23 protein-coding genes and 1 other annotated feature are annotated in these 25,932 nt (G+C 71.4%); of the genes, 14 read left to right on the plus strand and 9 right to left on the minus strand.

What is annotated here, in order from left to right; genetic code table 11:
• Nucleotides 1–30: 30 nt before the first annotated feature.
• On the plus strand, nucleotides 31–1,626 hold the full coding sequence (locus tag ACSQ4M_RS18310; protein WP_436190853.1) for a gamma-glutamyltransferase family protein: 1,596 nt from the start codon (nucleotides 31–33) through the stop codon (nucleotides 1,624–1,626).
• Here ACSQ4M_RS18310 and ACSQ4M_RS18315 read toward each other — a convergent pair.
• Entirely contained in the window at nucleotides 1,623–3,218 is a 1,596-nt protein-coding gene (locus ACSQ4M_RS18315) for a rhodanese-like domain-containing protein (RefSeq protein ID WP_436190854.1), read from the minus strand. The genes ACSQ4M_RS18310 and ACSQ4M_RS18315 overlap by 4 nt on opposite strands.
• A gap of 197 nt (nucleotides 3,219–3,415) precedes the next feature.
• Between ACSQ4M_RS18315 and ACSQ4M_RS18320 the strand changes: the two genes are divergently transcribed.
• The 7 genes from ACSQ4M_RS18320 (at nucleotide 3,416) to ACSQ4M_RS18350 (ending at nucleotide 12,135) form a co-directional block, all read left to right on the plus strand.
• Nucleotides 3,416–6,070: an excinuclease ABC subunit A gene (locus tag ACSQ4M_RS18320; RefSeq protein ID WP_436190855.1), complete on the plus strand. Its 2,655-nt coding sequence runs from the start codon at nucleotides 3,416–3,418 to the stop codon at nucleotides 6,068–6,070.
• Nucleotides 6,071–6,253: 183 nt separating this feature from the next.
• Entirely contained in the window at nucleotides 6,254–7,150 is an 897-nt protein-coding gene (locus tag ACSQ4M_RS18325; RefSeq protein WP_436190856.1) for a TauD/TfdA dioxygenase family protein, read from the plus strand.
• Nucleotides 7,151–7,223: 73 nt separating this feature from the next.
• Nucleotides 7,224–8,234: an ABC transporter substrate-binding protein gene (locus tag ACSQ4M_RS18330; RefSeq protein ID WP_436190857.1), complete on the plus strand. Its 1,011-nt coding sequence runs from the start codon at nucleotides 7,224–7,226 to the stop codon at nucleotides 8,232–8,234.
• A 2-nt stretch (nucleotides 8,235–8,236) separates the two neighbouring features.
• The gene (locus ACSQ4M_RS18335) at nucleotides 8,237–9,088 is read left to right on the plus strand and encodes an ABC transporter ATP-binding protein (protein WP_436190858.1); all 852 of its coding nucleotides are present in this window, start codon (nucleotides 8,237–8,239) and stop codon (nucleotides 9,086–9,088) included.
• A complete protein-coding gene (locus ACSQ4M_RS18340) occupies nucleotides 9,085–9,954 on the plus strand; it encodes an ABC transporter permease (RefSeq protein ID WP_436190859.1) in 870 nt (289 codons plus the stop codon). Before ACSQ4M_RS18335 ends, ACSQ4M_RS18340 begins: the two co-directional genes overlap by 4 nt.
• 62 nt (nucleotides 9,955–10,016) lie before the next feature.
• Nucleotides 10,017–11,531, plus strand: coding sequence for an L-piperidine-6-carboxylate dehydrogenase (gene amaB, locus ACSQ4M_RS18345; protein ID WP_436190860.1), 1,515 nt, complete (start codon nucleotides 10,017–10,019; stop codon nucleotides 11,529–11,531).
• Between the two features lie 61 nt (nucleotides 11,532–11,592).
• A complete protein-coding gene (locus tag ACSQ4M_RS18350; RefSeq protein ID WP_436194039.1) occupies nucleotides 11,593–12,135 on the plus strand; it encodes a peroxiredoxin in 543 nt (180 codons plus the stop codon).
• Here the strand turns inward: ACSQ4M_RS18350 and ACSQ4M_RS18355 are convergent, their stop codons facing one another.
• Together ACSQ4M_RS18355 and ACSQ4M_RS18360 are read right to left on the minus strand one after the other, a co-directional pair.
• Nucleotides 12,136–12,714: an RBBP9/YdeN family alpha/beta hydrolase gene (locus ACSQ4M_RS18355; RefSeq protein WP_436190861.1), complete on the minus strand. Its 579-nt coding sequence runs from the start codon at nucleotides 12,712–12,714 to the stop codon at nucleotides 12,136–12,138. It abuts the gene before it with no gap.
• Nucleotides 12,715–12,794: 80 nt separating this feature from the next.
• On the minus strand, nucleotides 12,795–13,742 hold the full coding sequence (locus ACSQ4M_RS18360) for a LysR family transcriptional regulator (protein WP_436190862.1): 948 nt from the start codon (nucleotides 13,740–13,742) through the stop codon (nucleotides 12,795–12,797).
• 112 nt (nucleotides 13,743–13,854) lie between these two features.
• On the opposite strand from ACSQ4M_RS18360, the gene ACSQ4M_RS18365 reads away from it, so the two are divergent.
• From ACSQ4M_RS18365 to ACSQ4M_RS18375, 3 genes are read left to right on the plus strand one after another with little or no spacing between them, the layout of a single operon-like run.
• Nucleotides 13,855–14,745: an MBL fold metallo-hydrolase gene (locus ACSQ4M_RS18365; protein WP_436190863.1), complete on the plus strand. Its 891-nt coding sequence runs from the start codon at nucleotides 13,855–13,857 to the stop codon at nucleotides 14,743–14,745.
• A complete protein-coding gene (locus ACSQ4M_RS18370) occupies nucleotides 14,742–15,392 on the plus strand; it encodes a DsbA family protein (protein WP_436194040.1) in 651 nt (216 codons plus the stop codon). The genes ACSQ4M_RS18365 and ACSQ4M_RS18370 overlap by 4 nt, the downstream gene beginning before the upstream one ends.
• A 32-nt stretch (nucleotides 15,393–15,424) precedes the next feature.
• Nucleotides 15,425–16,042 carry an NAD(P)-dependent oxidoreductase gene (locus ACSQ4M_RS18375; protein ID WP_436190864.1) on the plus strand — a complete coding sequence of 206 codons (618 nt, stop codon included), beginning with the start codon at nucleotides 15,425–15,427 and terminating at the stop codon, nucleotides 16,040–16,042.
• A gap of 27 nt (nucleotides 16,043–16,069) precedes the next feature.
• On the opposite strand, the gene ACSQ4M_RS18380 is transcribed toward ACSQ4M_RS18375, so the two are convergent.
• The gene (locus tag ACSQ4M_RS18380; RefSeq protein WP_436190865.1) at nucleotides 16,070–17,719 is read right to left on the minus strand and encodes an FAD-dependent oxidoreductase; all 1,650 of its coding nucleotides are present in this window, start codon (nucleotides 17,717–17,719) and stop codon (nucleotides 16,070–16,072) included.
• A gap of 7 nt (nucleotides 17,720–17,726) precedes the next feature.
• Nucleotides 17,727–18,851, minus strand: coding sequence for a Bug family tripartite tricarboxylate transporter substrate binding protein (locus ACSQ4M_RS18385; protein ID WP_436190866.1), 1,125 nt, complete (start codon nucleotides 18,849–18,851; stop codon nucleotides 17,727–17,729).
• 91 nt (nucleotides 18,852–18,942) lie between these two features.
• On the opposite strand from ACSQ4M_RS18385, the gene ACSQ4M_RS18390 reads away from it, so the two are divergent.
• The gene (locus ACSQ4M_RS18390) at nucleotides 18,943–19,848 is read left to right on the plus strand and encodes a LysR family transcriptional regulator (protein WP_436190867.1); all 906 of its coding nucleotides are present in this window, start codon (nucleotides 18,943–18,945) and stop codon (nucleotides 19,846–19,848) included.
• A gap of 52 nt (nucleotides 19,849–19,900) precedes the next feature.
• On the opposite strand, the gene ACSQ4M_RS18395 is transcribed toward ACSQ4M_RS18390, so the two are convergent.
• Together ACSQ4M_RS18395 and ACSQ4M_RS18400 are read right to left on the minus strand one after the other, a co-directional pair.
• Nucleotides 19,901–20,863 (minus strand): Bug family tripartite tricarboxylate transporter substrate binding protein, encoded by a 963-nt coding sequence (locus tag ACSQ4M_RS18395; RefSeq protein ID WP_436190868.1) that lies wholly within the window; start codon nucleotides 20,861–20,863, stop codon nucleotides 19,901–19,903.
• 103 nt (nucleotides 20,864–20,966) lie between these two features.
• Nucleotides 20,967–22,055, minus strand: a complete 1,089-nt coding sequence (locus tag ACSQ4M_RS18400; RefSeq protein ID WP_436190869.1) for a tartrate dehydrogenase — start codon at nucleotides 22,053–22,055, stop codon at nucleotides 20,967–20,969.
• Between the two features lie 108 nt (nucleotides 22,056–22,163).
• Between ACSQ4M_RS18400 and ACSQ4M_RS18405 the strand changes: the two genes are divergently transcribed.
• Complete coding sequence (locus ACSQ4M_RS18405) at nucleotides 22,164–23,096, plus strand: LysR substrate-binding domain-containing protein (RefSeq protein WP_436190870.1); 933 nt, start codon at nucleotides 22,164–22,166, stop codon at nucleotides 23,094–23,096.
• Nucleotides 23,097–23,099: 3 nt separating this feature from the next.
• Here the strand turns inward: ACSQ4M_RS18405 and ACSQ4M_RS18410 are convergent, their stop codons facing one another.
• The gene (locus tag ACSQ4M_RS18410; RefSeq protein WP_436190871.1) at nucleotides 23,100–24,032 is read right to left on the minus strand and encodes an AEC family transporter; all 933 of its coding nucleotides are present in this window, start codon (nucleotides 24,030–24,032) and stop codon (nucleotides 23,100–23,102) included.
• A gap of 95 nt (nucleotides 24,033–24,127) precedes the next feature.
• Nucleotides 24,128–24,559 carry a hypothetical protein gene (locus ACSQ4M_RS18415; protein WP_436190872.1) on the minus strand — a complete coding sequence of 144 codons (432 nt, stop codon included), beginning with the start codon at nucleotides 24,557–24,559 and terminating at the stop codon, nucleotides 24,128–24,130.
• Nucleotides 24,560–24,702: 143 nt separating this feature from the next.
• On the opposite strand from ACSQ4M_RS18415, the gene ACSQ4M_RS18420 reads away from it, so the two are divergent.
• A protein-coding gene (locus ACSQ4M_RS18420; protein WP_157086564.1) for an IS3 family transposase occupies nucleotides 24,703–25,928 on the plus strand; the annotation gives its coding sequence in 2 pieces (ribosomal slippage) (nucleotides 24,703–24,991 and nucleotides 24,991–25,928; 1,227 coding nt in all).
• Nucleotides 24,981–25,097, plus strand: a sequence feature (AL1L pseudoknot). Its footprint overlaps the gene before it by 117 nt.
• Nucleotides 25,929–25,932: the final 4 nt, after the last annotated feature.

The following is a 25,932-nucleotide window of genomic DNA, read 5'->3' on the forward strand; positions in this document are numbered from 1 at the left end:
AGCAACACTGCCTTCCTTCCAACCCAAGCCATGCCCATGCCCGATTTCGACTGGTCCTTTCCCTACCGTTCGCAGAAGATGCCGCTGCTCGCGGCCAACGCCGTCAGCACCAGCCAGCCGCTGGCCGCGCAGGCCGGCCTGCAGATGTTGCGCGAAGGCGGCAATGCCATCGACGCCGCCATCGCCACGGCCATCACGCTGACGGTGGTGGAGCCGGTCATGAACGGCATCGGCGGCGACCTGTTCGCCCAGGTCTGGCACGAAGGAAAGCTCTATGGCCTCAACGCCAGTGGCCGCGCCCCCGCGCGCTGGACGCTGGACCATTTCGCGGGCCGCAGCGCCATGCCCAAGGTCGGCTGGGACACCGTCACTGTGCCGGGCCAGGTGGCGGGCTGGCGCGCGCTGTCCGAGCGCTTCGGCAAGCTGCCGTTCGCGCAGCTGTTCGTGCCCGCCATTGCCTACGCGGCAGATGGCTTCCTGGTCTCGCCGCAGATCGCACGGCAATGGGCGGCGCTGGTGCCGGTGCTGGCGGAGCAGCCCGGCTTCAAGGAGACCTTCCTGGTCGAAGGCCGCGCGCCGCGCGCGGGCGAACGCTGGCGCTGCCCCGACCAGGCGCGCACGCTGGGCGAGATCGCCGCCACGGGCGGGCGCAGCTTCTACGAGGGCGGCCTGGCCGAGCGCATCGTCGACCATGCGCGCAAGACCGGCGGCGCCCTGGCCGCGCAGGATCTTGCGCAGCACCAGGTCGCCTGGGTCGAACCCATCGCCCAGGCCTTCCGCGGCCACCTGCTGCACGAGCTGCCACCCAACGGACAGGGCATTGCGGCCCTGATCGCGCTGGGCATCGTCGAGCGCTTCGACGTGGAGGCCATGGGCCTGGACAGCCCGGACTTCTACCACCTGGCCATCGAGGCCATGAAGCTGGCCTTCGCCGACCTGCACGCGCATGTGGCCGACCCGGCCCACATGCGGGTGCCGCCCGCGGCGCTGCTGGACCCGCAGTACCTCGCCGCGCGCGCGGCGCTGATCCGCATGGACCGTTCCTCGGTGCCGATGGCCGGCGTGCCGAAGCCGGGCGGCACCGTCTACCTGGCGGCGGCCGATGCCCAGGGCTCCATGGTGTCCTTCATCCAGTCCAACTACCGCGGCTTCGGCTCGGGCGTGGTGGTGCCGGGCACCGGCATCGCGCTGCACAACCGTGGCGAGAGCTTCAGCCTGCAGGCCGGCCACCCCAACTGCGTGGCACCGGGAAAGCAGCCCATGCACACCATCATCCCGGGCTTTGTCACGCAGGGCGGCCAGCCGCTGATGGCCTTCGGCGTGATGGGCGGCTCCATGCAGGCGCAGGGACATCTGCAGATGCTGATGCGCCTGGCAGCATTCCGCCAGAACCCGCAGGCCATGAGCGATGCGCCGCGCTTCCGTGTGGAGAACGGCCCGGTCGTCAACGTCGAGGCCCATCTGCCGGGCGCCGTGGCGCAGGAACTGCGCGCGCGCGGCCACGACGTGCAGGTGGCCCCAGGCGACAGCCTGGAGTTCGGCTCGGCCCAGCTGATCCACCGCGTCGAGGGTGGCTACCTGGCGGCCAGCGACTCGCGGCGCGACGGCCAGGCCGTGGGGTTCTAAAGCACCCGGAAGCCGTGCGTGCCGTCGCGCGCCAGCTGCGCGACGAGGCCGAACTCCCAGTCCAGATAGCCCTGCATGGCCGCGCGTGGCGCGTCCGTGCCTTCGTAGGGGCGGCGGTAGCGGTCGGTGCGCGGCGTGGCCAGGCGCGGCTCACCGGCCTCCAGGGGCAGGCCGGCCGCTGCCCAGGCCGCCGTGCCGCCAGCGAGCACCAGCACACGGGCCGCGGGCTGGCCGCGCGTGGCCAGCAGGGCCTGCAGTTCGGGGGCGGCGTAAGGGGCCAGCGCGCCGTCCGCACTGGTCAGCACGTACTGCTGCGCCGCTGGCAGTTGCTCCAGCGCCTGGCGCAGCTGCGCACGGATGGCGAACCAGGCGCCCGGGATGTGGCCGCGCACATGGGCCTGGCCCGGGCCCAGGTCGATCACCACGCTGTCCGACAGCGCGGCCGACAGCTGCGCGGGCGTGACGCGCTCCACGTCCGGCGCCGGCGGCAGCGCAGGCAGGGCGGCGCCGGTTGCTTCGAAGGCGCCGGCGCCGTCGAGCACATGGACCTCCCAGCCCATCTGCGCCAGCCACGAGCCCGTCATGTTCGCGCGCACGCCGTCGTCATCCACCAGCACGATGCGCGCGCCGCGCACCGGCACGCTGTGGTCGGTCTCCTGTACGAGCTGGCCGCCGGGGGCGTTGGCGAAGCCGGGCAGGTGGCCGGTGGCGTATTCCTCGGGTGTGCGCACGTCGAAGGCGTGCAGCGTGCGGCCGGGCTCGGCGCGCCACCGCGCCAGCGTCTGCGGCGTGGCGCGGCCCACGCCGGCACGCCGGGCTGTGTCGGCCGCCGCCTGGCGCGCCTGGGCCAGCCGCTCGGGCGCCACCTGCGCGGGCGCGCGCCGTGCCGCGCCATGGTCCAGCTGCTGGCCGGCCAGCAGCCAGCCGATGGTGCCGTTGCGCAGGGCCGCCACGGGATTGGGCACGCCCGCGTTGACCAGCGACTGCGTGCCGATGATGCTGCGTGTGCGGCCCGCGCAGTTGACGACGATGGTCGTGGCCGGATCGGGCGCGAGCTCGCGGGCGCGCAGCACGAGTTCGGCGCCCGGCACGCTGGTCGCGCCCGGGATGCTCATGGTCTGGTATTCGTCGAAGCGGCGCGCGTCCACCACCACGGCATCGGCGCCCGTGGCGATCAGCGCCTGCACCTCTTCGGCCGCCAGCGAAGGCGTGCGGCGCTCGTGCTCCACGAGCTCGCCGAAGGCCTTGCTCGGCACGTTGACGTCGCGGAACACCTCGCCGCCCGCGGCGATCCACGCGTCCAGACCACCGGCCAGCGCGTGCACCTGCGTGTAGCCCAGCGCGGCCAGCACGGCCGCGCCGCGCGGCACCAGGTCTTCGCCATCGTGCACGCCGTACAGCACGATCGGCGTATCGCGCCGCGGAATGCGGCGCCAGACCTCCAGCTCGATGCGCGACAGCGGCAGGTTGGCGGCCCACAGCGGATGCGACTGGGCGAACGGGTCTTCCTCGCGCAGGTCGAGCAGGGCGATCTCGTCGCGCGCCAGCAGCGCGGCGCGGACATCAAAGGGTGTCAGTGAGGGCAGGGGCATGCGGCGAGCATAGGCGCACGCCGCCCATGCGCTTGCGCGGCCGGCGCATCAGCACATGCGCAAAACGTGCTTGCATTCGACCGGCACGTTGTGGGCAACGGTCGGCCGCGGGCACTCGGCCGACAACGCAACGGCGTCGTGCGTGCTGGACCGGCGCTCGCATGCGCGCACACTGGTGTCTTCCCTTCGCCACCAGGATGTCTCCATTGGCACGAGCCCCCCGTCGAGCGCCGCCACGCGCTGCCCATCCGCCCACGGCCCTGCAGCGCGACGGCTTCGTCCAGGTGCGCGGCGCACGCGAGCACAACCTCAAGAACGTCGACGTCGACATCCCGCGCAACGCCTTCGTGGTGTTCACGGGCATCTCGGGTTCGGGCAAGTCCTCGCTGGCCTTCGGCACCTTGTTCGCCGAGGCGCAGCGGCGCTACCTCGACTCCATCGCCCCCTATGCGCGCCGGCTCGTAGACCAGGCCGGCATCCCGCAGGTCGATGCGGTCGAGGGCATGCCGCCCGCGGTCGCGCTGCAGCAGCAGCGCGGCACGCCCATGGCGCGTTCTTCGGTCGGCAGCGTCAGCACCGTCTCCAACCTGCTGCGGCTGCTGTTCTCGCGCGCGGGCCACTATCCGGCGGGCCAGGCCATGCTGTTCGCGGAGGACTTCTCGCCGAACACGCCGCAGGGCGCCTGCCCGCAATGCCATGGCCTGGGCCGCGTCTACGACGTGACCGAGCGTTCGGCCGTGCCCGACGACAGCCTCAGCATCCGCCAGCGCGCCGTCGCGGCCTGGCCCAGTGCCTGGCAGGGCCAGAACCTGCGCGACATCCTGACCACGCTGGGGCACGACGTTGACAAGCCCTGGCGCGCGCTGCCGCAGCGCACGCGCGACTGGATCCTGTTCACCGACGAACAACCCACCGTGCCCGTCTATGCCGGATTCGACCGCGACGAGGTGCGCGCGGCGGTAAAGGCCAAGATGGCGCCGAGCTACATGGGCACTTTCACGGGTGTGCGGCGTTACGTGCTGCAGACCTTCGCGAACAGCCCGAGCGCGGCCATGCGCAAGCGCGTCGCGGCCTACATGGTGAGCGCGCCCTGCAGCCTGTGCGCGGGCCGCAGGCTCAAGCCCGAGGCCCTGGCCGTGACCTTCGCGGGCCACGACATCGCCGCGCTGGGCGCCATGCCGCTGGCCGACCTGGCGCAGCGCCTGGCGCCCGCTGCCCAGGGGCACGCGGCCGCTGCGTCCGCCCACCGCGGCGCGCACCGGCCTGCACCCGCGAACCCGCGCCATGCCGGCGCGGACGACGTGCTGCGCACACCCGAGGATTCGCAGGAGAAGAACCTGGCCGCCCAGCGCCTGGCCGGCGAGATCCTCGCGCGGCTGCAGACGCTGCAGAGCCTGGGCCTGGGCTATCTCTCGCTGGACCGGGCCACGCCCACCCTGTCGGTCGGCGAACTGCAGCGCCTGCGCCTGGCGACGCAGATCGGCTCCAAGCTGTTCGGCGTGGTCTACGTGCTGGACGAACCCTCCGCCGGCCTGCACCCGGCCGATGGCGTGGCGCTGCACCAGGCGCTGGAGCGGCTCAAGGCGGCCGGCAACACGCTGTTCGTGGTCGAGCACGACGTGGCCACCATGCGCGCGGCGGACTGGCTCGTGGACGTGGGGCCGGCCGCCGGTAGCCACGGCGGCGAGGTGCTCTACAGCGGCCCGCCCGCGGGGTTGGCGGCCGTTGCACGCTCGCAGACGCGGCCCTACCTGTTCCCGGATGCGGGCGCCAGGCCGGCGCGGCGCGCGGTGCGCCAGCCGCGCGCCTGGCTGCGGCTGCAGCAGGTGCGGCACCACAACCTCGATGGTGTGGACGCCGACTTCCCCATCGGCTGCCTGAGCGTGGTCACGGGCGTCTCGGGTTCGGGCAAGTCCAGCCTGGTCAGCCAGGCCGCGCTGGAGCTCGTGCGCCGCCAGCTGCATGTGCCCGACGAGGCGCAAGAGGAGGTGACCGCGCCCGAGGGCGACGACGCCGCGCAAGCCCCCATGCCGCCCGTGCAGGGCCGCATTGCCGAGGGCCTGGAGCACATTGCGCGCGTGGTGCAGGTCGACCAGAAGCCCATCGGCCGCACGCCGCGGTCCAACCTGGCCACCTACACGGGTTTGTTCGATGCGGTGCGCAAGCTGTTCGCGGCCACGCCCGAAGCACGGCGGCGCCGCTGCGATGCCGGCCGCTTTTCGTTCAACGTGGCCAAGGGCCGCTGCACGACCTGCGCGGGCGAGGGCTTCGTCAGCGTGGAACTGCTGTTCCTGCCCAGTGTCTACGCGCCATGCCCCGACTGTCAGGGCAAGCGCTACAACGCCGCGACGCTGAAGGTCACCTGGCAAGGGCTCAGCATCGCCGACGTGCTGGACCTCAGTGTGGAAGCCGCCTGCGCGCGCTTCGCCGAAGAGCCCGCCGTGCTGCGCCCGCTGGAGGTGCTGCGCGACATCGGCCTGGGCTACCTGCGGCTGGGCCAGCCCGCGACAGAACTGAGCGGCGGCGAGGCCCAGCGCATCAAGCTCGCCACCGAGCTGCACCGGCCGCAGAGCGGCCGCACGCTGTACGTGCTGGACGAGCCCACCACGGGCCTGCATCCCGCCGACGTGGACCGGCTGCTGGCGCAGCTCGACAGGCTCGTGGCCGCGGGCAACACCGTCATCGCGGTGGAGCACGACATGCGCGTGGCGGCCGCGGCCGACTGGCTGGTCGACATGGGGCCGGGTGCGGGCCCCGAGGGCGGGCGCATCGTCGTGGCCGGCCCGCCAGGCAAGGTGGCCAGGCAGCGCGGCAGCGCCACGGCGCCTTACCTGGCGCAGGCGCTGCGCTGACGCGGGAGGGCCTTGCGCGTTCTGCGCATGTGCGCATGCGCAAAACACGCTTGTGAGATCAAGGGGGCCTGCACAGAAGTTTTTCGCATAAGCAAGCAAGTAAACAATCGTTGGTCGCCGCGCATGCGCGGCCTACAGTGCGGGGCATCGCTGCCCGGTGCAGTTCCCCGCATCGCCCCCCACATGCCCGCCTTGCTCGATTCTCCCGCCCAGTCCGAAGCGCCCGCCCAGGCCTTTGAAGTCCGCCGCCTCGACGCGCCCTTCGGCGCCGAGGTCGTGGGCCTGGACCTGTCCCAGCCCCTCAACGACGCCGACTTCGCGCGCCTGCACCGCGCCCACCTGGACCACCACGTGCTCGTGCTGCGCGACCAGCGCATCACGCCCGCCCAGCACGTGGCCTTCACGCGCCGCTTCGGCCCGCTGCAGATCCATGTGCAGAAGAAGTTCCAGCTGGAAGGCCAGCCCGAGGTGCTGATCGTCTCCAACATCAAGGAGGGTGGCCAGCCCATCGGCCTGGGCGACGCCGGCCACTACTGGCATTCGGACCTGTCGTACAAGGAAAAGCCCAGCCTGGGCTCGCTGCTGCACGCGCAGGAGCTGCCGAACGAGGGCGGCGACACGCTGTTCGCCGACCAGCATGCCGCCTACGATGCGCTGCCCGAGGCCGTCAAGGCCCGCATCGCCAACCTCAAGGCCGAGCACAGCTACCTGGCCAAGTACGAAGAACTGCGCGCGCGCAGCCCCTGGCGCCCGGCGCTCACGCAGGCCCAGCTCGACGAGGTCAAGCCCGTCGTGCACCCGGTCGTGCGCACCCACCCCGAGACCGGCCGCAAGGCGCTGTTCGTCAGCGAGCACTTCACGACCAAGGTCGTCGGCCTGCCGGAGAACGAGAGCCGCGCGCTGCTCGACCTGCTGTTCGCCGCGAGCACCAAGCCCGCGTTCCAGCTGCGCCACCAATGGCTGCCGCACGACATCGTGTTCTGGGACAACCGCTCGGTGCTGCACCTGGCGGCCGGCACGCCCGACAGCGAACGCCGCAAGCTCTACCGCACGACGATCGAGGGCGACCAGCCCTTCTGATCTTCCCGTTCCCATTGTTCAGCCCACGCTGCGGCGTGGGCAGTCTTCGCTCACCCTGGAGATTCCCGAGACCATGAAACGCATCACCCGCCGCCTCGCCACGCTCGCCACTGGCGCCGCGCTGCTCGCAGGCAGCCTCGCCGCCCACGCCGAAGGCCGCATCCGCATCGCCGAGCAGTTCGGCATCGTCTACCTGCTGCTCAACGTGGCGCAGGAGCAAAAGCTCATCGAGAAGCACGGCAAGGCCGCGGGCGTGGACATCAACGTCGAGTTCGTCAAGCTCTCGGGCGGCTCGGCCGTCAACGACGCGCTGCTGTCGGGCAACATCGAGGTGGCCGGTGCCGGCGTGGGCCCGCTGCTGACCATCTGGGACCGGACCCGAGGCCGCCAGAACGTCAAGGGCGTGGCCTCGCTGGGCAACTTCCCGTACTACCTGGTCAGCAACAACCCGGCCGTGAAGACGATTGCCGACTTCACCGACAAGGACCGCATCGCCGTGCCGGCGGTGGGCGTGTCGGTGCAGTCGCGCGTGCTGCAGCTGGCGTCCGCCAAGCTGTGGGGCGACAAGGACTTCGCCCGGCTCGACAAGATCAGCGTGGCCGTGCCGCACCCCGACGCGGCCGCCGCCATCATCAAGGGCGGCACCGAGATCACGGGCCACTTCGGCAACCCGCCGTTCCAGGAACAGGAACTGGCCGGCAACCCGAACGCGCGCATCGTGCTGAAGTCCTACGACGTGCTGGGCGGCCCGTCGTCGGCCACCGTGCTGTACGCCACCGAGAAGTTCCGCGCCGAGAACCCCAAGACCTACAAGGCCTTCACCGACGCGCTGGGCGAGGCCGCACAGTTCATCGCCGCCAACCCCGAGAAGGCGGCCGACATCTACCTCAAGGTCTCGGGCGGCAAGACCGACCGCGAACTGCTGCTCAAGATCATCAAGAACCCCGAGGTGCAGTTCACCACCGCGCCGCAGAACACCTACGCGCTGGCCGAGTTCATGCACCGCGTGGGCGCCATCAAGAACAAGCCGGCCTCGGCACGCGACTACTTCTTCGACGACGCGCACAGCGCGCAGGCGAACTGAGCATGGCCGAGCTGGTGCTTCGCAACGCCCTCTCCGCCGTGCCGCTGCGCGGGCCGGGCGCCGTTGCGCAACCGCTGCGGGCCGCCGAAGCCCAGCCGCTGCTGCAGGTCGACGGCGTGAGCCTGGAGTACCGCACGCTCGAACGCGTGGTGCGCGCCACGCACCGCGTCGGTTTCGACGTGCACGCGGCCGAGCGCTACGTGCTGCTGGGGCCTTCGGGCTGCGGCAAGTCCACGTTGCTCAAGGCGATTGCCGGCTTCATCCCGCCCGTGGAAGGCGAGATCCGGCTCGACGGCAAGCGCGTCACGGCGCCGGGCCCGGACCGCATCGTCGTGTTCCAGGAGTTCGACCAGCTGCCGCCGTGGAAGACCGTGCGCGAGAACGTGATGTTCCCGCTGCTGGCCTCGCGCACGCTGCCGCGCAAGGAGGCCGCTGAGCGCGCGCTGCACTACCTGGACAAGGTGGGGCTGTCCAAGTTCGCCGACGTGCACCCGCACCAGCTCTCGGGCGGCATGAAGCAGCGCGTGGCCATCGCCCGTGCGCTGGCCATGCAGCCGCGCGTGCTGCTCATGGACGAGCCCTTCGCCGCACTCGACGCGCTGACGCGCCGCAAGATGCAGGAGGAACTGCTCGCGCTGTGGGACGAGGTGCGCTTCACGCTGCTGTTCGTGACCCACTCCATCGAAGAGGCCTTGGTGGTCGGCAGCCGCATCGCGCTGCTGTCGCCGCACCCGGGCCGCATGCGCGCCGAGATCAACAGCCACGCCTTCGACCTGCAGAGCACCGGCGGCGCGGAGTTCCAGGCGACGGCGCAGCGCATCCACCATTTGTTGTTCGAGGAGACTGCGCAATGAGCGCGCTGAATCCCCCGGTGCGGCCCGAGACCGAGTGGCCGCTCGTCCCCTACACCGAGGGCAGCGTCGAACGCGCGCTGCCCCTTTCCACGCGCCTGTGGCAGCAGGCCTGGCTGCGCAAGGGCCTGATCCTCGCGGTGCTGGCCCTGCTCTGGGAACTGCTCGCGCGCTGGCAGGACAACGACCTGCTGCTGCCCACGTTCACTGCGACGATGCGTGCGCTGGTCGAGGGCTTCGCCAGCGGCGAACTGCTGGCGCGCGTGGGGATCTCGCTGTCGGTGCTGCTGCAGGGCTACGTGGCCGGCGTGCTGCTGGCCTTCGCGCTGACGCTGCTGGCCGTGTCCACGCAGCTGGGCCGCGACCTGCTCTCGACGCTGACCTCGATGTTCAACCCGCTGCCGGCCATCGCGCTGCTGCCGCTGGCGCTGCTGTGGTTCGGCCTGGGCCGCGGCAGCCTGGTGTTCGTGCTGATCCACTCGGTGCTGTGGCCGCTGGCGCTCAACACCTTCGCGGGCTTCCAGGGCGTGCCCGAGACGCTGCGCATGGCCGGGCGCAACTACGGGCTCAAGGGCCTGCGCTATGCGCTGCAGATCCTGGTGCCGGCCGCGCTGCCGGCCATCCTGTCGGGCCTGAAGATCGGCTGGGCCTTCGCCTGGCGCACGCTGATCGCGGCCGAACTGGTGTTCGGCGCGAGCTCGGGGCAGGGTGGCCTCGGCTGGTACATCTTCCAGAACCGCAACGAGCTCTACACCGACAAGGTGTTCGCGGGCCTCGTGACCGTGGTGCTGATCGGCCTGGCGGTCGAGACGCTGGGCTTCGCCACGCTGGAGCGGCTGACCGTCCGCCGCTGGGGCCAGCAGCGCTGAGCCTGGAAGGCCGGGCCGAGGTCGGGTACAAGGTGGGGACCTCCACCGCCCTGTTGCCGCACATGCCCGACCTGAAGGAACGCAGCCTTTCTCTCCTCTCCGCCTTGGGCGTGGACCGCACGCAGCTCGCTGCCGGCCCGCTCGCGGTCCGCTCGCCCGTGGACGGCAGCCTGCTGGCCGAACTGGCCATCGCGGGTCCGTCCGAGGTGGCCAGCGCCGTCGGCATGGCGCGCAGCGCCAGCCTGGCCTGGCGCGACGTGCCGGCGCCCCAGCGTGGCGAGCTCGTGCGCCTGCTCGGCGAGGAACTGCGCGCGGCCAAGCCGCTGCTCGGCGAGCTGGTCTCCATCGAGGCCGGCAAGATCGGGACCGAGGGCCTGGGCGAGGTGCAGGAGATGGTCGACATCTGCGACTTCGCGGTCGGCCTGTCGCGCCAGCTGTACGGCCTGACCATCGCGTCCGAGCGGCCCGGCCACCGCATGATGGAGACCTGGCATCCGCTGGGCGTGGTGGGCGTCATCACGGCCTTCAACTTCCCGGTGGCGGTGTGGGCCTGGAACGCGGCACTCGCGCTGGTCTGCGGCAATGCCGTGGTCTGGAAGCCCTCGGAGAAGACGCCGCTGACCGCGCTGGCCTGCCAGGCCATCTTCGAGCGCGCTGCGCTGCGCTTCGGCCAGGCGCCCGCGCAGCTGAACCAGGTCGTCGTGGGACTGCGCGAGACGGGCGAGGCCCTGGTCGACGACGCGCGCGTGGCGCTGGTCTCGGCCACGGGCAGCACGCGCATGGGGCGCGCCGTCGGCCCGCGCGTGGCGCAGCGTTTCGGCCGCACGCTGCTGGAGCTGGGCGGCAACAACGCCGTCATCGTCACGCCCAGCGCCGACCTGGACCTCGCGGTGCGCGGCATCGCCTTCGCGGCCGTGGGCACGGCCGGGCAGCGCTGCACCAGCACGCGCCGGCTCATCGTGCACGCCAGCGTGAAGGACGCGCTGGTGGCGCGGCTCAAGACCGCGTTCGCCAAGCTGCCCATCGGCAGCCCGCTCGAGGCCGGCACGCTGGTCGGCCCGCTGATCGACCGCCAGGCCTTCGAGGCCATGCAGGCCGCGCTGGCCGCGGCGCGCGCCGAGGGCGGTGCCGTGACGGGCGGCGAGCGCGTGCTGCAGGAGCAGCTGCCGCAGGCCTTCTACGTGCGCCCGGCCATCGTAGAGATGCCGGCGCAGACCGCCACCGTGCGCCACGAGACCTTCGCCCCCATCCTCTATGTGCTGGCCTACGAGGATTTCGACGACGCCATCGCGCTGCAGAACGACGTGCCGCAGGGCCTGTCGTCTGCCATCTTCAGCAACGACCTGCGCGAGGCCGAGCGCTTCCTCTCCGCGAGCGGCTCGGACTGCGGCATCGCCAACGTCAACATCGGCACATCGGGCGCGGAGATCGGTGGCGCCTTCGGCGGCGAGAAGGAGACCGGCGGTGGCCGCGAATCGGGCTCGGACGCGTGGCGCGCCTACATGCGGCGCGCCACCAACACCGTCAATTACTCGCGTGCACTGCCGCTGGCGCAGGGTGTGAAGTTCGACGTCTGAGCACAGGGGCATCGCAGGGCTGGCACACTCGCCGCTTCGTCCACCGGAGAAGCCCGTGACCCTGAGACTGTCCCTGCGCCGTGCCGCGGTGATCGCCGCCTGCGCCCTGTCCCTGTCCGCCGCGCAGGCCGCGCTCAAGCCCGGCGACGCGGCCCCGACCTTCGCGGCCGAGGCCGCGCTGGGCGGCAAGACCTTCCGCTTCCAGCTCGGCGATGCGCTGGCCAAGGGCCCGGTCGTGCTGTACTTCTTTCCCAAGGCCTTCACGCAGGGCTGCACGGTGGAGGCCCACCTGTTCGCCGAGGCCAGCGAGCGCTTCGCCGCGCTGGGCGCCACCGTGGTCGGCGTCTCCGGCGACAACATCGACACGCTCAAGCGCTTCTCGGTCGAGGCCTGCCGCGACAAGTTCGCCGTGGCCGGCGCCAGTGCCAAGACCATCGAGGACTACGACGCGCGCTCGTCCTGGCGCGCCGACATGGCCGACCGCATCTCCTACGTGATCGGCAAGGACGGCAAGATCGTCTTCACGCACCATGGCTCGGACCCCGAGGCGCATGTTGCCAACACCTTGAAGGCCGTCGAACAGTTGGCCAAGCAGGCGCGCTGATCAGCGCGCGGCCAGCGCGAGTTCTGCACCGCGTGGCGCCGGGCGCGCGATGGGGCGGGGCGGGGCCGTTTCCAGCGCCCGCAGCAGCTCCAGCCCCTGTGGCCACGCGCCGTGCCCCGATTCCACATTGATGTGCCCCGCTTCGGGCAGCCGCACGAGCTGGCTGCCCCAGGCGCGCGCATAGGCGCCGGCCAGGCGCACGGGACAGTAGGGGTCGTTGGTGCTGGCCACCAGCGTGCTGCGGAACGGCAGCCGCGCATGCGGCACGGGCGCGAAGTCCACCAGCACGGCGCGGCGCTCGGGGTCGGCCGGCGCCACCAGCAGCGCGCCGTGCACGCGGGCCTGGGCCTCGGGCGGCAAGTGGGACACCACGATGCAGCCCAGGCTGTGGGCCACCAGCAGCACCGGATCGGGCCGGGCCAGGATGGCCTGCACGGTGGTGTCCAGCCAGGCCGCGCGCCGCGGCGCGACCCAGTCGTCCTGCTGCACGCGCGTGACGTCGGGCAGCTGCGACTCCCACAGGCTTTGCCAATGGCCGGGGCCGGAGTTGCGCCAGCCCGGGATGATCAATGTGCGCATGCGGCGTTGTCGTCCAGAAGAGGGAGCGCCCCATTCTGGAAGCCGCGGTGCGCCCGGCCAACGAAGCTTTTCGAGCAAGCTTAGACGCGTGGGCGGCGGCTGCGTGCGGGGCCGGCCGGTGCCGCGGGCCAGTGCGCGGGCACGGCGAACCAATCCACCAGGAAATCCAGCAGCGCACGCAGCACGGGTGGCACGCGGCGCTGCGGCTGGTACAGCGCATGCACGCCCAGGGCCTGCGGCACCCAGAGCGGCAACAAGGCCTGCAGCCGCCCGGCCGCCAGCAGTGGGGCTGCCGCATAGACCGGCTGCAGCGTGATGCCCACGCCCTGCGCCGCGGCGGCCAGCAGCACCTGCGTCTCGTTGGCGCTGAGCGGGCCGCCCACGGGCACGCCGACGGGCCGGCCCTGGGTGTCGGCGAACTCCCAGACACTGCGGCCGAAGTAGGAGTAGGTCAGGCAACGGTGGGCGGCCAGGTCCTCGGGCCGCTGCGGCGTGCCGTGGCGGGCCAGGTACTCGGCCGAGGCGCAGACCACCGAGGCGCAGTCGGCCAGCCGGCGCGCGACCAGGCCCGGCTCCAGCTGGTTGCTGATGCGGATGGCCAGGTCGATGCGCTCCTCGACCAGGTTCACGGCGCGCGAGTCCACGCGGAAATCGATGGCCGCCAGCGGATGGCGCTGCAGGAACACCGCCGCCGCCGGCGCCAGCACCTCCTGCGCGAGCGACTGCGCGCAGGCCAGGCGTAGCAGGCCGCGCACCGGGTCGGCCTGGCGTTCGTCCTCGGCCACGCGCGGCAGCTCGCGCGCCACCTCGAGCAGCTGGCGGCTGTGGGCCAGCGCCTGCTCGCCCGCGCTGGTGAGGCTGAGCCGGCGCGTGGTCCGGTGCAGCAGCCGCGCGCCGGCCCATTGCTCCATCTGCGCGAGGTAGCGCGTGACCATGGCGCGCGACATGTCCAGCGCCGTGGCGGCGGCCGCCATGCTGCCGCGCTCGGCGATCTGCACGAAGACTTCGGCGGCGGTCAATCGGTCCACGAGAGGTCCATGATTTCATCGAATGGTGCAACAAAGCATTGCATGGTAGGCGGTTTTTCAATCGAATGGAGAAACCTAAGATGGCGCCACTTCTTCACTGCACCGCCGATCCATGTCCGTTCTCCCTTCCCGCCGCACGCTGCTCGCCGCTGGCCTCGGCATGGCTTTTGCCATTGCGGCACCGGCCACCGAACCGCTCAAGCTCGAGGTCTACAACGCCGGCGCCGAGGCGGTGTTTCCTGTCAGCTCGGTGCTCGTGACCGGCCCGCACGAAGCCGTGCTCGTCGATGCGCAGTTCCAGCGCAACGACGCCCAGGCGCTGGTCCGGCGCATCCGTGCCAGCGGCCGCAAGCTGACCACCATCTACGTGAGCCACAGCGACCCCGACTACTACTTCGGCCTGGATGTGTTGCGCGCCGCGTTCCCGCAGGCCCGCATCGTGGCCACGCCGGAGACCGTGGCCGCCATCGCCGCCAGCATGGAAGGCAAGCGCGCGCACTGGGGCCCTATCCTCAAGAGCAATGCCCCGGCGCAGCTGGTGCTGCCGCAGGTGCTGCGCGAGCGCCGCCTCACGGTGGACGGGCAGACGCTGGAGATCCGCGGCCCCGAAGCGGCGCGCAGCTTCGTCTGGATTCCCTCCCTGCGCGCCGTGGTCGGCGGCATCCCGGTCGCGGCCAACATCCATGTGTGGATGGCCGACACGCAGACGCCCGCCGCGCTCCGCCAATGGCTGCAGACGCTGGATGCCATCACGGCCCTGCAGCCGGCCACCGTGGTGCCAGGGCACTACCTGCCCGGTGCCGACGGCCGGGTGCCGCAGGGGCTGGAGAGCGTGGCCTTCACGCGCGCCTACCTCGAGGCCTTCGAGCAGGAGGCCGCCGCGGCGGCGGACAGCACGGCCCTGATCGCGGCCATGCGCAGGCGTTTCCCTGCGCTGGGCGAGCTGTCCTCGCTCGAACTGAGCGCGCGCGTGGTCAAGGGAGAGATGCGGTGGCCGCAATGAATGCCGGCAGCGCCCCCACGCTGCACTACATCTTCGACCCGCTGTGCGGCTGGTGCTATGCGGCCGCGCCGCTGCTGCAGGCCGCGCGCACGCTGCCGGGCCTGGCGATCGCGCTGCACGGCGGCGGCATGCTGGCCGGCAGCAACCGCCGGCCCGTCACACCGCAATGGCGCGAGCATGTGCTGCCGCACGACCAGCGCATCGCCGAGCTGTCGGGCCAGCCCTTCGGCGATGCCTACTTCGACGGCCTGCTGCGCGACACCGGCGCCATGCTGGACTCGGCCCCGCCGACCACGGCCATCCTGGCCGCCGAGGCCCTGGCTGGACGCGGTCTGGAGATGCTGGCGCGCCAGCAGCGCGCCCACTATGTCGAAGGCCGCTGCATCGCGGACGCCGCGGTTCTGCAGGCCCTGGCCACCGACATCGGCCTGGATTCGCAGGCCTTCGCCACGCAGAGCACCGCGCTGGCCGGCGCGCCCACGCAGGCCCACGTGGCCGACAGCCGCCAGTGGCTGGCGCGCGTGGGCGGCCACGGTTTTCCGACGCTGGCCCTGGTCCGCGGCGCGCAGCGCACCCTGCTGGACGCCGGCGCCTGGCTGGGCCGCCCCGAGGCCTGGCGCGCCGAGCTGGCGCAACAGATCGCCTGAACCCCGTTTCGTTTTTTCACAAGGAGCACACCATGTCCAAGATCGCCATCCTCGGCATCACCGGCAACGCCGGTTCCCGCATCGCCCATGAACTGCTGGCGCGCGGCCACAGCGTGACCGGCATCGCACGCGATCCGTCCAAGGCCACGGCGCGTCCCGGCCTCACGCTGGTCGCCGCCGACGCCACGCAGGCCGCCACGCTGGCGCCGCTGCTCGAGGGCCACGATGTGGTCGTGAGCAGCACGCGCTTCGTGGGCGGCATCGATGCGGCCACGCTGGTCGCGGCCGCGAAACAAGCCGGCGTGCCGCGCATCGCCGTGGTCGGCGGCGCCGGCAGCCTGGAGGTCGCGCCCGGCGTGGCGCTGATCGACACGCCGCAGTTCCCGGACGCGTACAAGGCCGAGGCCGGCGCAGGCCGCGTGTTCCTGCAGGCGCTGCGTGGGGAGAAAGACCTGGACTGGACCTTCCTGTCGCCCTCGGCCCTGTTCGCGCCGGGCGAGCGCACCGGCAAGTTCCGCCTGGGTGGCGACCAGCTGCTGGCCGATGCCCAGGGCAACAGCCACATCTCGATGGAAGACTTCGCCATCGCGCTGGCCGACGAGATCGAGCGGCCGCAGCACGCGCGCCAGCGCTTCACCGTGGGCTATTGAGCGCCGGCGGCGCCGGGGCGCCCGCTGTCAGCGCGCAGCGCCGCACAGCCGCGCGACCAGCGCCTGCGGATCGACAGGCGCCGCGTTGCTGCGCCAGGCCACATGCTGGTCTTCCCGGCACAGCACCAGGGCGTGGCGGTAGCCTTCGGGCGGCTGCACGCCGGCCAGATCCAGCACGGCCAGCGGCATGCCGCGCGCTGCGGCCGCCTGCTGCAGCGCAGTCAGGTCCACCCCGGTGTCGAAGCGCAGCAGCGTGTAGCCCTGGCCGAACGCGTCGTACAGCGAGCGCCCGTCCGCCAACCAGAAGTGCGGTGCGCGGCAGCCCGGCACGGTGGAGGGCGTGAAGCTGCCCATGCTGTAGGCCGGTGGTTCCTCCGCATCGGCGGCGACGATGGGCGAGCCGCTGTAGAAGTAGCCGAAGTTCAGTCCGGCGCAGCAGAACTGCTGGACGTTCAGTGCATAGGCCTCGCGGCCGACCTCCGCGCGCAGTTGCGCGCCGTGCGCGCTGTCCTCCTCGATGTCCGGCGGCACCGCGCGGCGCGCCTGGATCATCTTCTGCGCATGGTCCATCGCGAAGCGCGAGACCTGCTCGGTGATGGGTTGGCGCTCGGCCTCGTAGGCGTCCAGCATGGCCGCGTCGCCCCAGCCCTGCAGCTGCGCGCCGAGCAGCCAGGACAGGTTCAGCGCGTCGGCGATGCCGGCGTTCATGCCATAGCCCGCATACGGCACCCACAGGTGCGCGGCATCGCCCGCGATGAACACGCGGCGGTCCCGAAAGCGCGTGGCCACGAGCCGGCGGCCGACCCAGTCCTCCTTGCTGATCACCTCGTAGGCGAAATCCGCATCCACGCCCAGGATCTGGCGGATCGACCAGTCGCGGTCGACCGAGTCGAACTCCGGCTCGTTCGGGTTGAGGTGGTTGTGCACCAGCCAGGTGGACTTGCCGTCGATGGCGAACACCGTGCCGCAGCGCCGCGGGTTGACCGCATACCAGGACCAGGCCGGCTTGCCCGGCAGCATGGCGCGCAGTTGCGGCGCGCGGATGTAGGTGGACTGCACGCGCTGGATCACCGCCGTGCCCTCCAGCTTCGCGCCTATGCCCTTGCGCACCATCGAGCTGCCGCCGTCGCAGCCCACCGCATAGCGGGCGCGGATGCGCACGGGCTCGCCGGTGTCCAGGTGCCGAGCCGACAGCGTCACGCCGTCGGCGTCCTGGACGAGCTCCAGCGCCTGCATGCGGTTGAGCAGCGTCACGCCGGGCAGCGTGGCCGTGTGCTCCAGCAGGATGGGCTCCAGGTACAGCTGGTTGATGCGGTGCGGCGGCTCCGGCGTGGGCCACCAGGTGTCGGGGCCGCCCTGCGCGGTGTAGCGCTCCGCCCGGCCGGGAATCGGGATGCGGGTGAGCTCCTGGCCGCAGACGCTGGTGGCGAACGCCACGTCGTTCGGGTAGTCGGCGGGCAGGCCTGCGTCGCGCAGCTTGCCGGCCACGCCGAGCCGGCGAAAGCGCTCCATCGTGCGGGCCGCGACGTGGTTGCACTTCACGTTCGGCGGCTCGGCGTAGTGGCGCGTCTCCACCAGCGTGACGCGCGCGCCGCGGCTTTGCAGGTCCATGGCCAGCGTCAGGCCCACGGGGCCGGCGCCCACGATGGCGATGTCGGTTGCGATCTCTTGTGTCATGCGTCGTTCATTCGATGCGGATGTTGGCCTGGCGGATCACCCGGGACCATTTGCTGGTCTCGGTGGCGATGTAGCGCCCGAAGGCCTCGGGTGTGCCGGGCGCGGGTTCGACGCCCAGGTTGCGGATGCTGCTGCGGACCTGCGGGTCGCCCAGCGCCTCGTTGATCGCCGCATTGAGCCTGGCCACGCTGGCGGCGGACATGCCCGCGGGCGCGACCATGCCGAACCAGCCCGTGGAGTCGTAGCCCGGCACGCCGGCCTCGGCGACCGTCGGAACCTGGGGCAGCTGCGGCAGGCGCTGCGGGCTGGTGACGGCGAACGCGGTGAGTCTGCCGGCCTGGATCTGCTGCAGTGCCGACGGCAGGTCCACCACGGCCAGCGGCACCTGCCCCGCCAGCGTGTCCATGGCGGCGGGGCCCGAACCCTTGTAGGGCACCTCGACGAGCTGGAGCCCGGCCAACTGCGCGAGCAGCGCGGCCGACAGGTGCATCGCCGTGCCGTTGCCCCCGTGCGCGATCGACAGCGTGCCCGGCCGCGCCTTGGCCAGCGCGATCAGCTCGGGCAGCGTCCTGGCCGGCACCGAGGGGTGGCCGATCAGCACGAACGGGATGGCGGCCAGCATGGCGACCGGCTGGAAGTCCTTCTGCACGTCGAACGGCATTTGCGCGTACAGGCTGCTGTTGGCCGACAGCGCGCCGGCCGCGCCCACGCCCAGCGTGTAGCCATCGGCCGGCGCCTTGGCCACGAGCGACAGGCCGATGTTGCCGCCCGCGCCGGGCCGGTTGTCGACGATGAACTGCTGGCCGAGCCTGTCGTTCAGCCGCGGCACCAGCATGCGCACGACCACGTCCGTGCTGCCGCCGGGCGGGAAGGTCACGACCACGCGGATGGGCTTGCTGGGGTAGTCGCCCTGCGCGGCAGCGGGGCCCCCCAGGACGGCGCCCAGCGCGACGGCCAGGACAGCGAGCATGCGCCGCACGGTGGCGCCGGCGGGCGGGACAGTCTGCAGCGCATGCCGGCACCGGGCAGGCTGCCGGCGTGGCGCGCCCCGCGCGTCCGCCGGGTCCGCGCCTGCGGGTGGACGCTTCAAGGCCATGGACGCCGGATGGCGCTGGTGGGAGGTGGGGTCCATCGGATGTCTCCAGTCTTGTCGTGGGCGCATTGGAGCGCGGGGCTAGACTTGCGTAAATCGAAACATTCCGAACGATTCTTGTGGATCCTTCATGAATCAACGCTTCACGCCCACACTGCGGCAGATCCGCGCCTTCGTGGCCATCTACCAGCTGCGCAAGCTGGGCGCGGCGGCCGAGCACCTGCATGTGACGCAGTCGGCGGTGAGCGTCATGCTGCGCGAGATGGAGCAGGGCCTGGGCTGCAGGCTGTTCGACCGCACCACGCGCGCGCTGCAGCCGACCCAGGCCGCGGCCGACGCCGTCGCGGTGGCCGAGCGCATCCTGCGCGACGTCGACCAGTTCGGGGCCGGGCTGCGCGACCTGACGGCATTGCGCAGCGGCAGGGTCTGCGTGGCCATCACGCCGACGCTGGCCGAACTGGTGATGCCCGTGGCCGTGGAACGCTTCGGCCAGGCGCACCCGCAGGTGCGCGTGCAGGTGGACGACTGCGCACCCGACCAGTTCGTCGCGCGCGTGCTGGCAGGCCATGCGGACTTCGGCGTGGGTGCACCGGAGCGCGCGGCGACCGACGTGGACACCGAGGTGCTCGTCGCCGACCACCTGGCGCTGGTGTGCCGCACCGACCATCCGCTGGCACGGCTGCGCACCGTGCGCTGGGGGCAGCTGCGCGGGCACGGACTCATCACGGTGCGGCCCGGCTACGGCATCCGCCCCCTGGTGGACGGCGCTGCGGCGCAGGCGGGCATCCAGCTCGACGTGGTGAACGAGGTGACCTTCCTGTCGACCGCCCTGTGGATGACGGCCAGCGGCCTGGGGCCGTCGCTCATGCCGTCCGGCTATGCGCGCGAGCCTGCGGCGCGCGGGCTCGTGGTGCGCAAGCTGCACGAGCCGGTGGTGTCGCGCAACGTGTCCATCGTGACCAAGCGCGGGCGCTCGCTGTCACCGGCGGCGCAGGCGTTCGTGGCGTGCCTGCGCGCGGCCATGCGCGGCGCCTGAGCCGGCACACGCCTGCGCCGCAGCACCGGCGCAGGCCGCCGCGCGCCGCATCTCACTCGATCGCCACCTTCGCATCCTTCACCAGCCTGGCGTACCTGGCCGTGTCGTCCTTGATGCGCGCGGCCATCTGCTCGGCCGTGTCGCCCACGGGCTCGGCGCCGATCTCCTCCATGCGCTTCCTGAACTCCGCCGAGTGGATGATCCTGACCATCTCGGTGTTGAGCCGGGCCACGATGTCCTTGGGCGTGCCTGCCGGCGCGAGGATGCCGAACCAGGTGCCCTGGTCGAAGCCCGGCATGCCGGACTCGGCCAGCGTGGGCACATCGGGCAGCGTGCTGGAGCGCTTGCCCGTGGTCACCGCCAGCGCGCGCAGCTTGCCGCCCTTGATGTGCTGCACCAGCGGCGTCAGCGTGTCGAACGACAGGTCGATCTGCCCGCCCAGCAGATCGGTCGTCAGCGGTGCGCTGCCCTTGTAGGGCACGTGCACGAGCTCGACGCCCGCCAGGCCCGAGAACTGCGTGCCGATCAGGTGCTGCACCGTGCCGTTGCCGTTGGAGCCGTAGGCGATCTTGCCCGGGGCGGCCTTGGCCAGCGCGATGAGTCCCTTCACGTCCGTGGCGCTCGACCTGGCGTTGACCACCAGCACGTTGGGCACCACGGCCACCGTGGTGATGGGCGCGAAGCTCTTCTCGAAGTCGTAGGGCAGCTTCTTGTAGACGCTGGTGGCGATGGTGTGGTGCACGGCGCCCATCAGCAGCGTGGTGCCGTCGGCCTTGGCCTTGGCGACGAAGTCCGCGCCGATGGTGGCGCCGGCACCGGGCCGGCTCTCGACGATGACGGGCTGGCCCAGCGCCTGCGACAGCGGCGTGGTCAGCGAGCGCGCCAGTGCGTCGGAGCTTCCGCCGGGCGGGAAGGGCACGACCAGCGTGATCGGCTTGGTCGGGAAGGCCTCGGCCGAGGCCAGGCCACAGCTCAGGGTCAGGGCCAGCGTGGCCAGCGTATTGCGGCGGTTCATGCGTGTCTCCAGGAATCAGCGGGCAAGTGCCGTCCCCGCAGCGCTTGGCGGCTGCTTCGCAGGGGGACGGGCGGAAAGGGCGCGGGCACAGGGCCCGTCGGCGTCAGGCGGCCTTGCGCTGGGCGCTGCCGGCCACCAGGGCGCAGACGGCCTGCGTGACCTGGGCCGTGGTGGCCTGGCCGCCGAGGTCGCGCGTGTGCAGTTGGGGGTCAGCGGTGACCTGCTCGATGGCGGCCATCACGCGCTGGGCGGCGGCGTGCTCGCCCAGGTGTTCCAGCAGCATCACGACCGACCAGAAGGTGCCGACCGGGTTCGCCAGGCCCTTGCCCATGATGTCGAAGGCCGAGCCGTGGATGGGCTCGAACATCGAGGGGTAGCGGCGCTCGGGATCGATGTTGCCGGTGGGCGCGATGCCCAGGCTGCCCGCCAGCGCGGCCGCCAGGTCCGACAGGATGTCGGCGTGCAAATTGGTGGCGACGATGGTGTCCAGCGTGGCGGGCTTGTTGACCATGCGGGCCGTCATCGCGTCCACGAGTTCCTTGTCCCACTTGACGTCGGGAAAGCCCGTGGCCACCTCGGCGGCGATCTCGTCCCACATCACCATGGCGTGGCGCTGGGCGTTGCTCTTGGTCACCACGGTCAGCTGCTTGCGTGGGCGGCTTTGCGCGAGCTTGAACGCGTAGCGCAGGATGCGCTCCACGCCCACGCGGGTCATGATGGACACGTCGGTCGCGGCCTCGATCGCGTGGCCCTGGTGCACGCGGCCGCCCACGCCGGAGTACTCGCCCTCGGAGTTCTCGCGCACGATGACCCAGTCCAGGTCGTCCGGGCCGCAACGCTTGAGCGGCGCGTCGATGCCGCGCAGGATGCGCGTGGGCCGCACGTTGGCGTACTGGTCGAAGCCCTGGCAGATTTTCAGGCGCAGGCCCCACAGCGTGATGTGGTCGGGAATGTGCGGGTCGCCGGCCGAGCCGAACAGGATGGCGTCCTTGCTCCGCAGCAGCTCCAGGCCGTTGGCCGGCATCATCTCGCCGTGGGCGCGGAACCAGTCGCCGCCCCAGCCGAAGTCCTCGAAGTCGAAGGCGAAGCCGCTGCTGCCGGCCGCCACGGCCTCGAGCACTTCGCGGCCGGCCGGCACGACCTCCTTGCCGATGCCGTCGCCGGGGATGGTGGCGATCTTGTAGGTCTTCATGGGTCCGTCTCCTTGGGGAACAGTGTTGGGGATGGACGAACTGTAAGAACCATCCAAGGTGCTGGATCGGCGCTAAAGTGAATCCATTCTTAACTTGAACTCAACACCATGGGCCACGGCATCCAGCCCGCCGACCTGGGCTTCTTCTCCACCCTGGCCGGCGCGGCCAGCCTCAGCGCGGCGGCGCGCGAACTGGGCGTGACGCTGCCGGCCGTCAGCAAGCGGCTGGCGCAGATGGAGGCGCGCCTGGGCGTGCTGCTGGTGAACCGCTCGACGCGCCGCATGGGCCTCACGCCCGAAGGCGAGCTCTACCTGGAGCATGCGCGGCGCATCCTGGCCGACATCGACGGCCTGGGCGAACTGCTGGGCCTGTCCAAGGCCACGCCGCAGGGCCTCTTGCGCGTGAACGCCACGCTGGGCTTCGGCCGCAGCCATGTGGCGCCGCTGGTCTCGCGCTTCGTGCGCAGGAACCCGCAGGTGCAGGTGCAGCTGCAGCTGTCGGTCAGCCCGCCGGCACCGACCGAGGACCTGTACGACGTCTGCGTGCGCTTCGGCGCGCCACCGGACAGCCGTGTCATCGCGCGCAACCTCGGTGCCAACCGCCGGCTGCTGTGCGCCGCGCCGGCCTACCTGGCGCGGCACGGCGTGCCCAAGGTGCCGCACGACCTCACGGCGCACAACTGCATCGGTATCCGCCAGGGCGAGGAGGCCTATGGCGTGTGGCGGCTCACGCCGGCCAAGGGCAAGGGCCGCAGCGTCCGGCCCGAGGCGGTGAAGACGCGCGGCAGCCTGACGACCAACGACGGCGAGATCGCCGTGAAGTGGGCGCTGGACGGCCACGGCATCGTGATGCGCGCGGAATGGGACGTGCAGCACCACCTGCGCAGCGGCCGGCTGGTGCAGGTGCTGCCGCAGTACGACACGCCCGATGCCGATATCTACGCCGTCTATCCGCAGCGCCACCAGACCTCGGCCCGGGTGCGCGGCTTCGTCGACTTCCTCGCCCTGGCCTTCACGCAGCAGGGCGCGGCACCGGCGTGAGGCTCAGATCCAGGCGAGCCAGAGGTTGATCGTCAGGAAGGACAGCGTCATCGCCGCCAGCAACGCGGCCGCGCAGAGGCCTTCGAGCTGGTACTTCTGCGCCAGCACGGCGTAGACGCTCATCATGGGCACGCAGGCGTAGACCAGCGCGGCCTTGGCCAGTTCGCTGTCGCCAGGCGGCAGCAGCGTGAGGGCCAGCAACACCATGAGCGGGTGCAGCACCAGCTTGCCCAGCGTGATGGTGGCCACGTCGGCCAGCATGCCGCCGGGTTTGAGTCCCACCAGCGCACCGCCGATCGCGAACAGCGCGAGCGGGCTGGCGCTGCCCGCGACGATGTTGATGGTCTGGTGCAGCACGGCCGGCACATGCAGGTCCAGCGCCGAGACGGTGATGCCCACCGCGATCGCCACCACCAGCGGATTGCGCACCATGGCACGGGCCAGGCCCGCGAGGCGCCGCAGCACGCTGCCCGAGCCACCGCCGCTGTCGGCGACCGACAGCGCCAGCGGGATCATGAGCAGGTTCTCCACCAGCATCACGAGCGCCAGCGCCACACCGGCCGTGGGCCCCAGCAGCTGCGAGGCGATCGGGTAGCCGACGAAGGCGCTGTTGGAGCCCGACATGCCCATGCCCATGATGGCGGCCTTGGTCACGCCTTCGCGCCGCACGCGGCGCGCCCAGACGAAACCCAGCGCCAGCGCGGCGAGCGAGCCGGCCGCATAGGCCAGCAGGAAGCGCGGGCTCAGCACCTCGCCCAGCGGCCGGCTGGCCAGCGCGCGCAGCAGCAGCGCGGGCAGCGCGACCAGCGTGGCGAAGCGGCCCAGCACGCGCACCTGCGTGGCGTCGAACACGCGCAGGCGCACGCACAGGAAGCCGGCCAGGATCAGCAGGTAGATCGGACCCGTGGCCGCGAGCACATTGCCGACAGCAGTCATCTGGTAGGGAAAGGGGCGGCGCGCATCATCGGGGACAGGCGGGATTCTGACCGGTGACGGCCATCACGCAAATCGCGTGCCGGTGCGGGCCGGCTTCAACGCCGTGCAGCGTGCGCCATGACCTGCCCGATCGACTGCGCGCCCGGCGCGTAGGCTGCCATGGCCGCACCGACCAGCGCCACGAACACGGCCGTGGCGGCGAAGGGCAGCACGGTCCGGCGCACCGTGCTGGCCAGCCAGTGCGCGGGATCCTGGCCGCGCAGGTGGCGGAACAGTGCATAGGACAGCGCGCCGTCCACGAGCACCTCGGCGAACAGCACCGGCGCGATGTACACCACGTAGAGCGATGCCAGCGCCAGGCCGACGGCCAGCGCGATGGCCAGCAGCGGAACCGCGAGTTCATCGCCCTCGGCCGCCGCGCTGGCGGCGTCGCCCAGGGCGCCCAAGGGCGCGCCATCCGCGGACGGGCCATCGAACGCCGCCGAGGCACCGCCGCCGCCGAAGTCGCCGCCGCCACCGCTCTGCAAGCCGGGTGTCCGTGCCGGCAGCCGTGGCAGCGGCCCCGCAAGATCCACCAGGTCCAGGTAGTCCGCGGCGTTGGTGCGCAGCCAGAGCCAGACTGAACCGCCCCGTATTTTGAGGAGGCTCCAACTTTTGAGAGGATGGAGCCATGAGGAAGTCAGTGAAGTTTTCGCCCGAGGTACGCGAGCGCGCCGTGCGCATGGTGTTCGAGCACCGCGGTGAGTACGAGTCGCAGTGGGCGGCGGTGGTGTCGATTGCCGGCAAGATCGGCAGCACGCCGCAGACGCTGCTGAACTGGGTGCGCCAACAAGAGCGTGACACGGGCCAGCGCGAGGGCGTGACCACGACGCAGACGCAGCGCATGAAGGAGCTTGAAAGGGAGAACCGCGAGCTGCGCAAGGCCAACGAGATCCTGAAGCTGGCCAGCGCGTTTTTCGCCCAGGCGGAGCTCGACCGCCGGCTGAAGTCGTGAAGGCGTTCATCGACGCGCATCGCGCCGCGCACGGGGTCGAGCCGATCTGCAGGGCACTGCAGGTCGCCCCGTCGGCGTACCGGCGCCATGCGGCCCGCCAGCGCCACCCCGAGCTGCTGTGCGCCCGCGCGAAACGCGATGCGGTGCTGATGCCGCAGATCGAGCGCGTGTGGCAATCGAACCTGCGGGTCTACGGCGCCGACAAGGTCTGGCACCAGTTGCAGCGCGAGGGCGTCACGGTGGCCCGCTGCACCGTGGAACGACTCATGCGCCACATGGGTCTGCGCGGCGTGATGCGTGGCAAGGCCGCACGCACCACGATCAGCGACGCCAAAGCGCCTTGCCCGCTGGACCGGGTCAATCGCCAGTTCAACGCGCAGCGGCCCAACCAGCTTTGGGTGTCGGACTTCACGTACGTGTCCACCTGGCAAGGCTGGCTGTACGTGGCCTTCGTCGTGGACGTGTTTGCGCGGCGCATCGTGGGCTGGCGCACGAGCAGCTCCATGCGGACGGACTTCGTGTTGGGCGCACTGGAGCAGGCGCTGTACGACCGTCGTCCGCAGCGCGAAGATGCCCTTGTGTGCCACTCCGACCGCGGATCGCAGTACGTCAGCATCCGCTACACCGAACGGCTTGCCGAGGCCGGCATCGAGCCCTCCGTGGGCAGCAAGGGCGACTCCTACGACAACGCGCTGGCCGAGACCATCAATGGGCTGTACAAGGCCGAAGTCATCCATCGGCGCAGTGCGTGGAAGACCAAGGAATCGGTAGAGCTGGCGACGCTGCAATGGGTGGCCTGGTTCAACCACCAGCGCCTGCTCGAACCCATCGGGTACGTGCCACCGGCCGAGTTCGAGGCCAACTACTATCGAACTCTTGAGCAGCAGGCCATGTCGGCCTGACTCA

It is taken from the genome of Pseudorhodoferax sp. LjRoot39 (assembly GCF_964253035.1).
GTDB lineage: Bacteria > Pseudomonadota > Gammaproteobacteria > Burkholderiales > Burkholderiaceae_C > Pseudorhodoferax.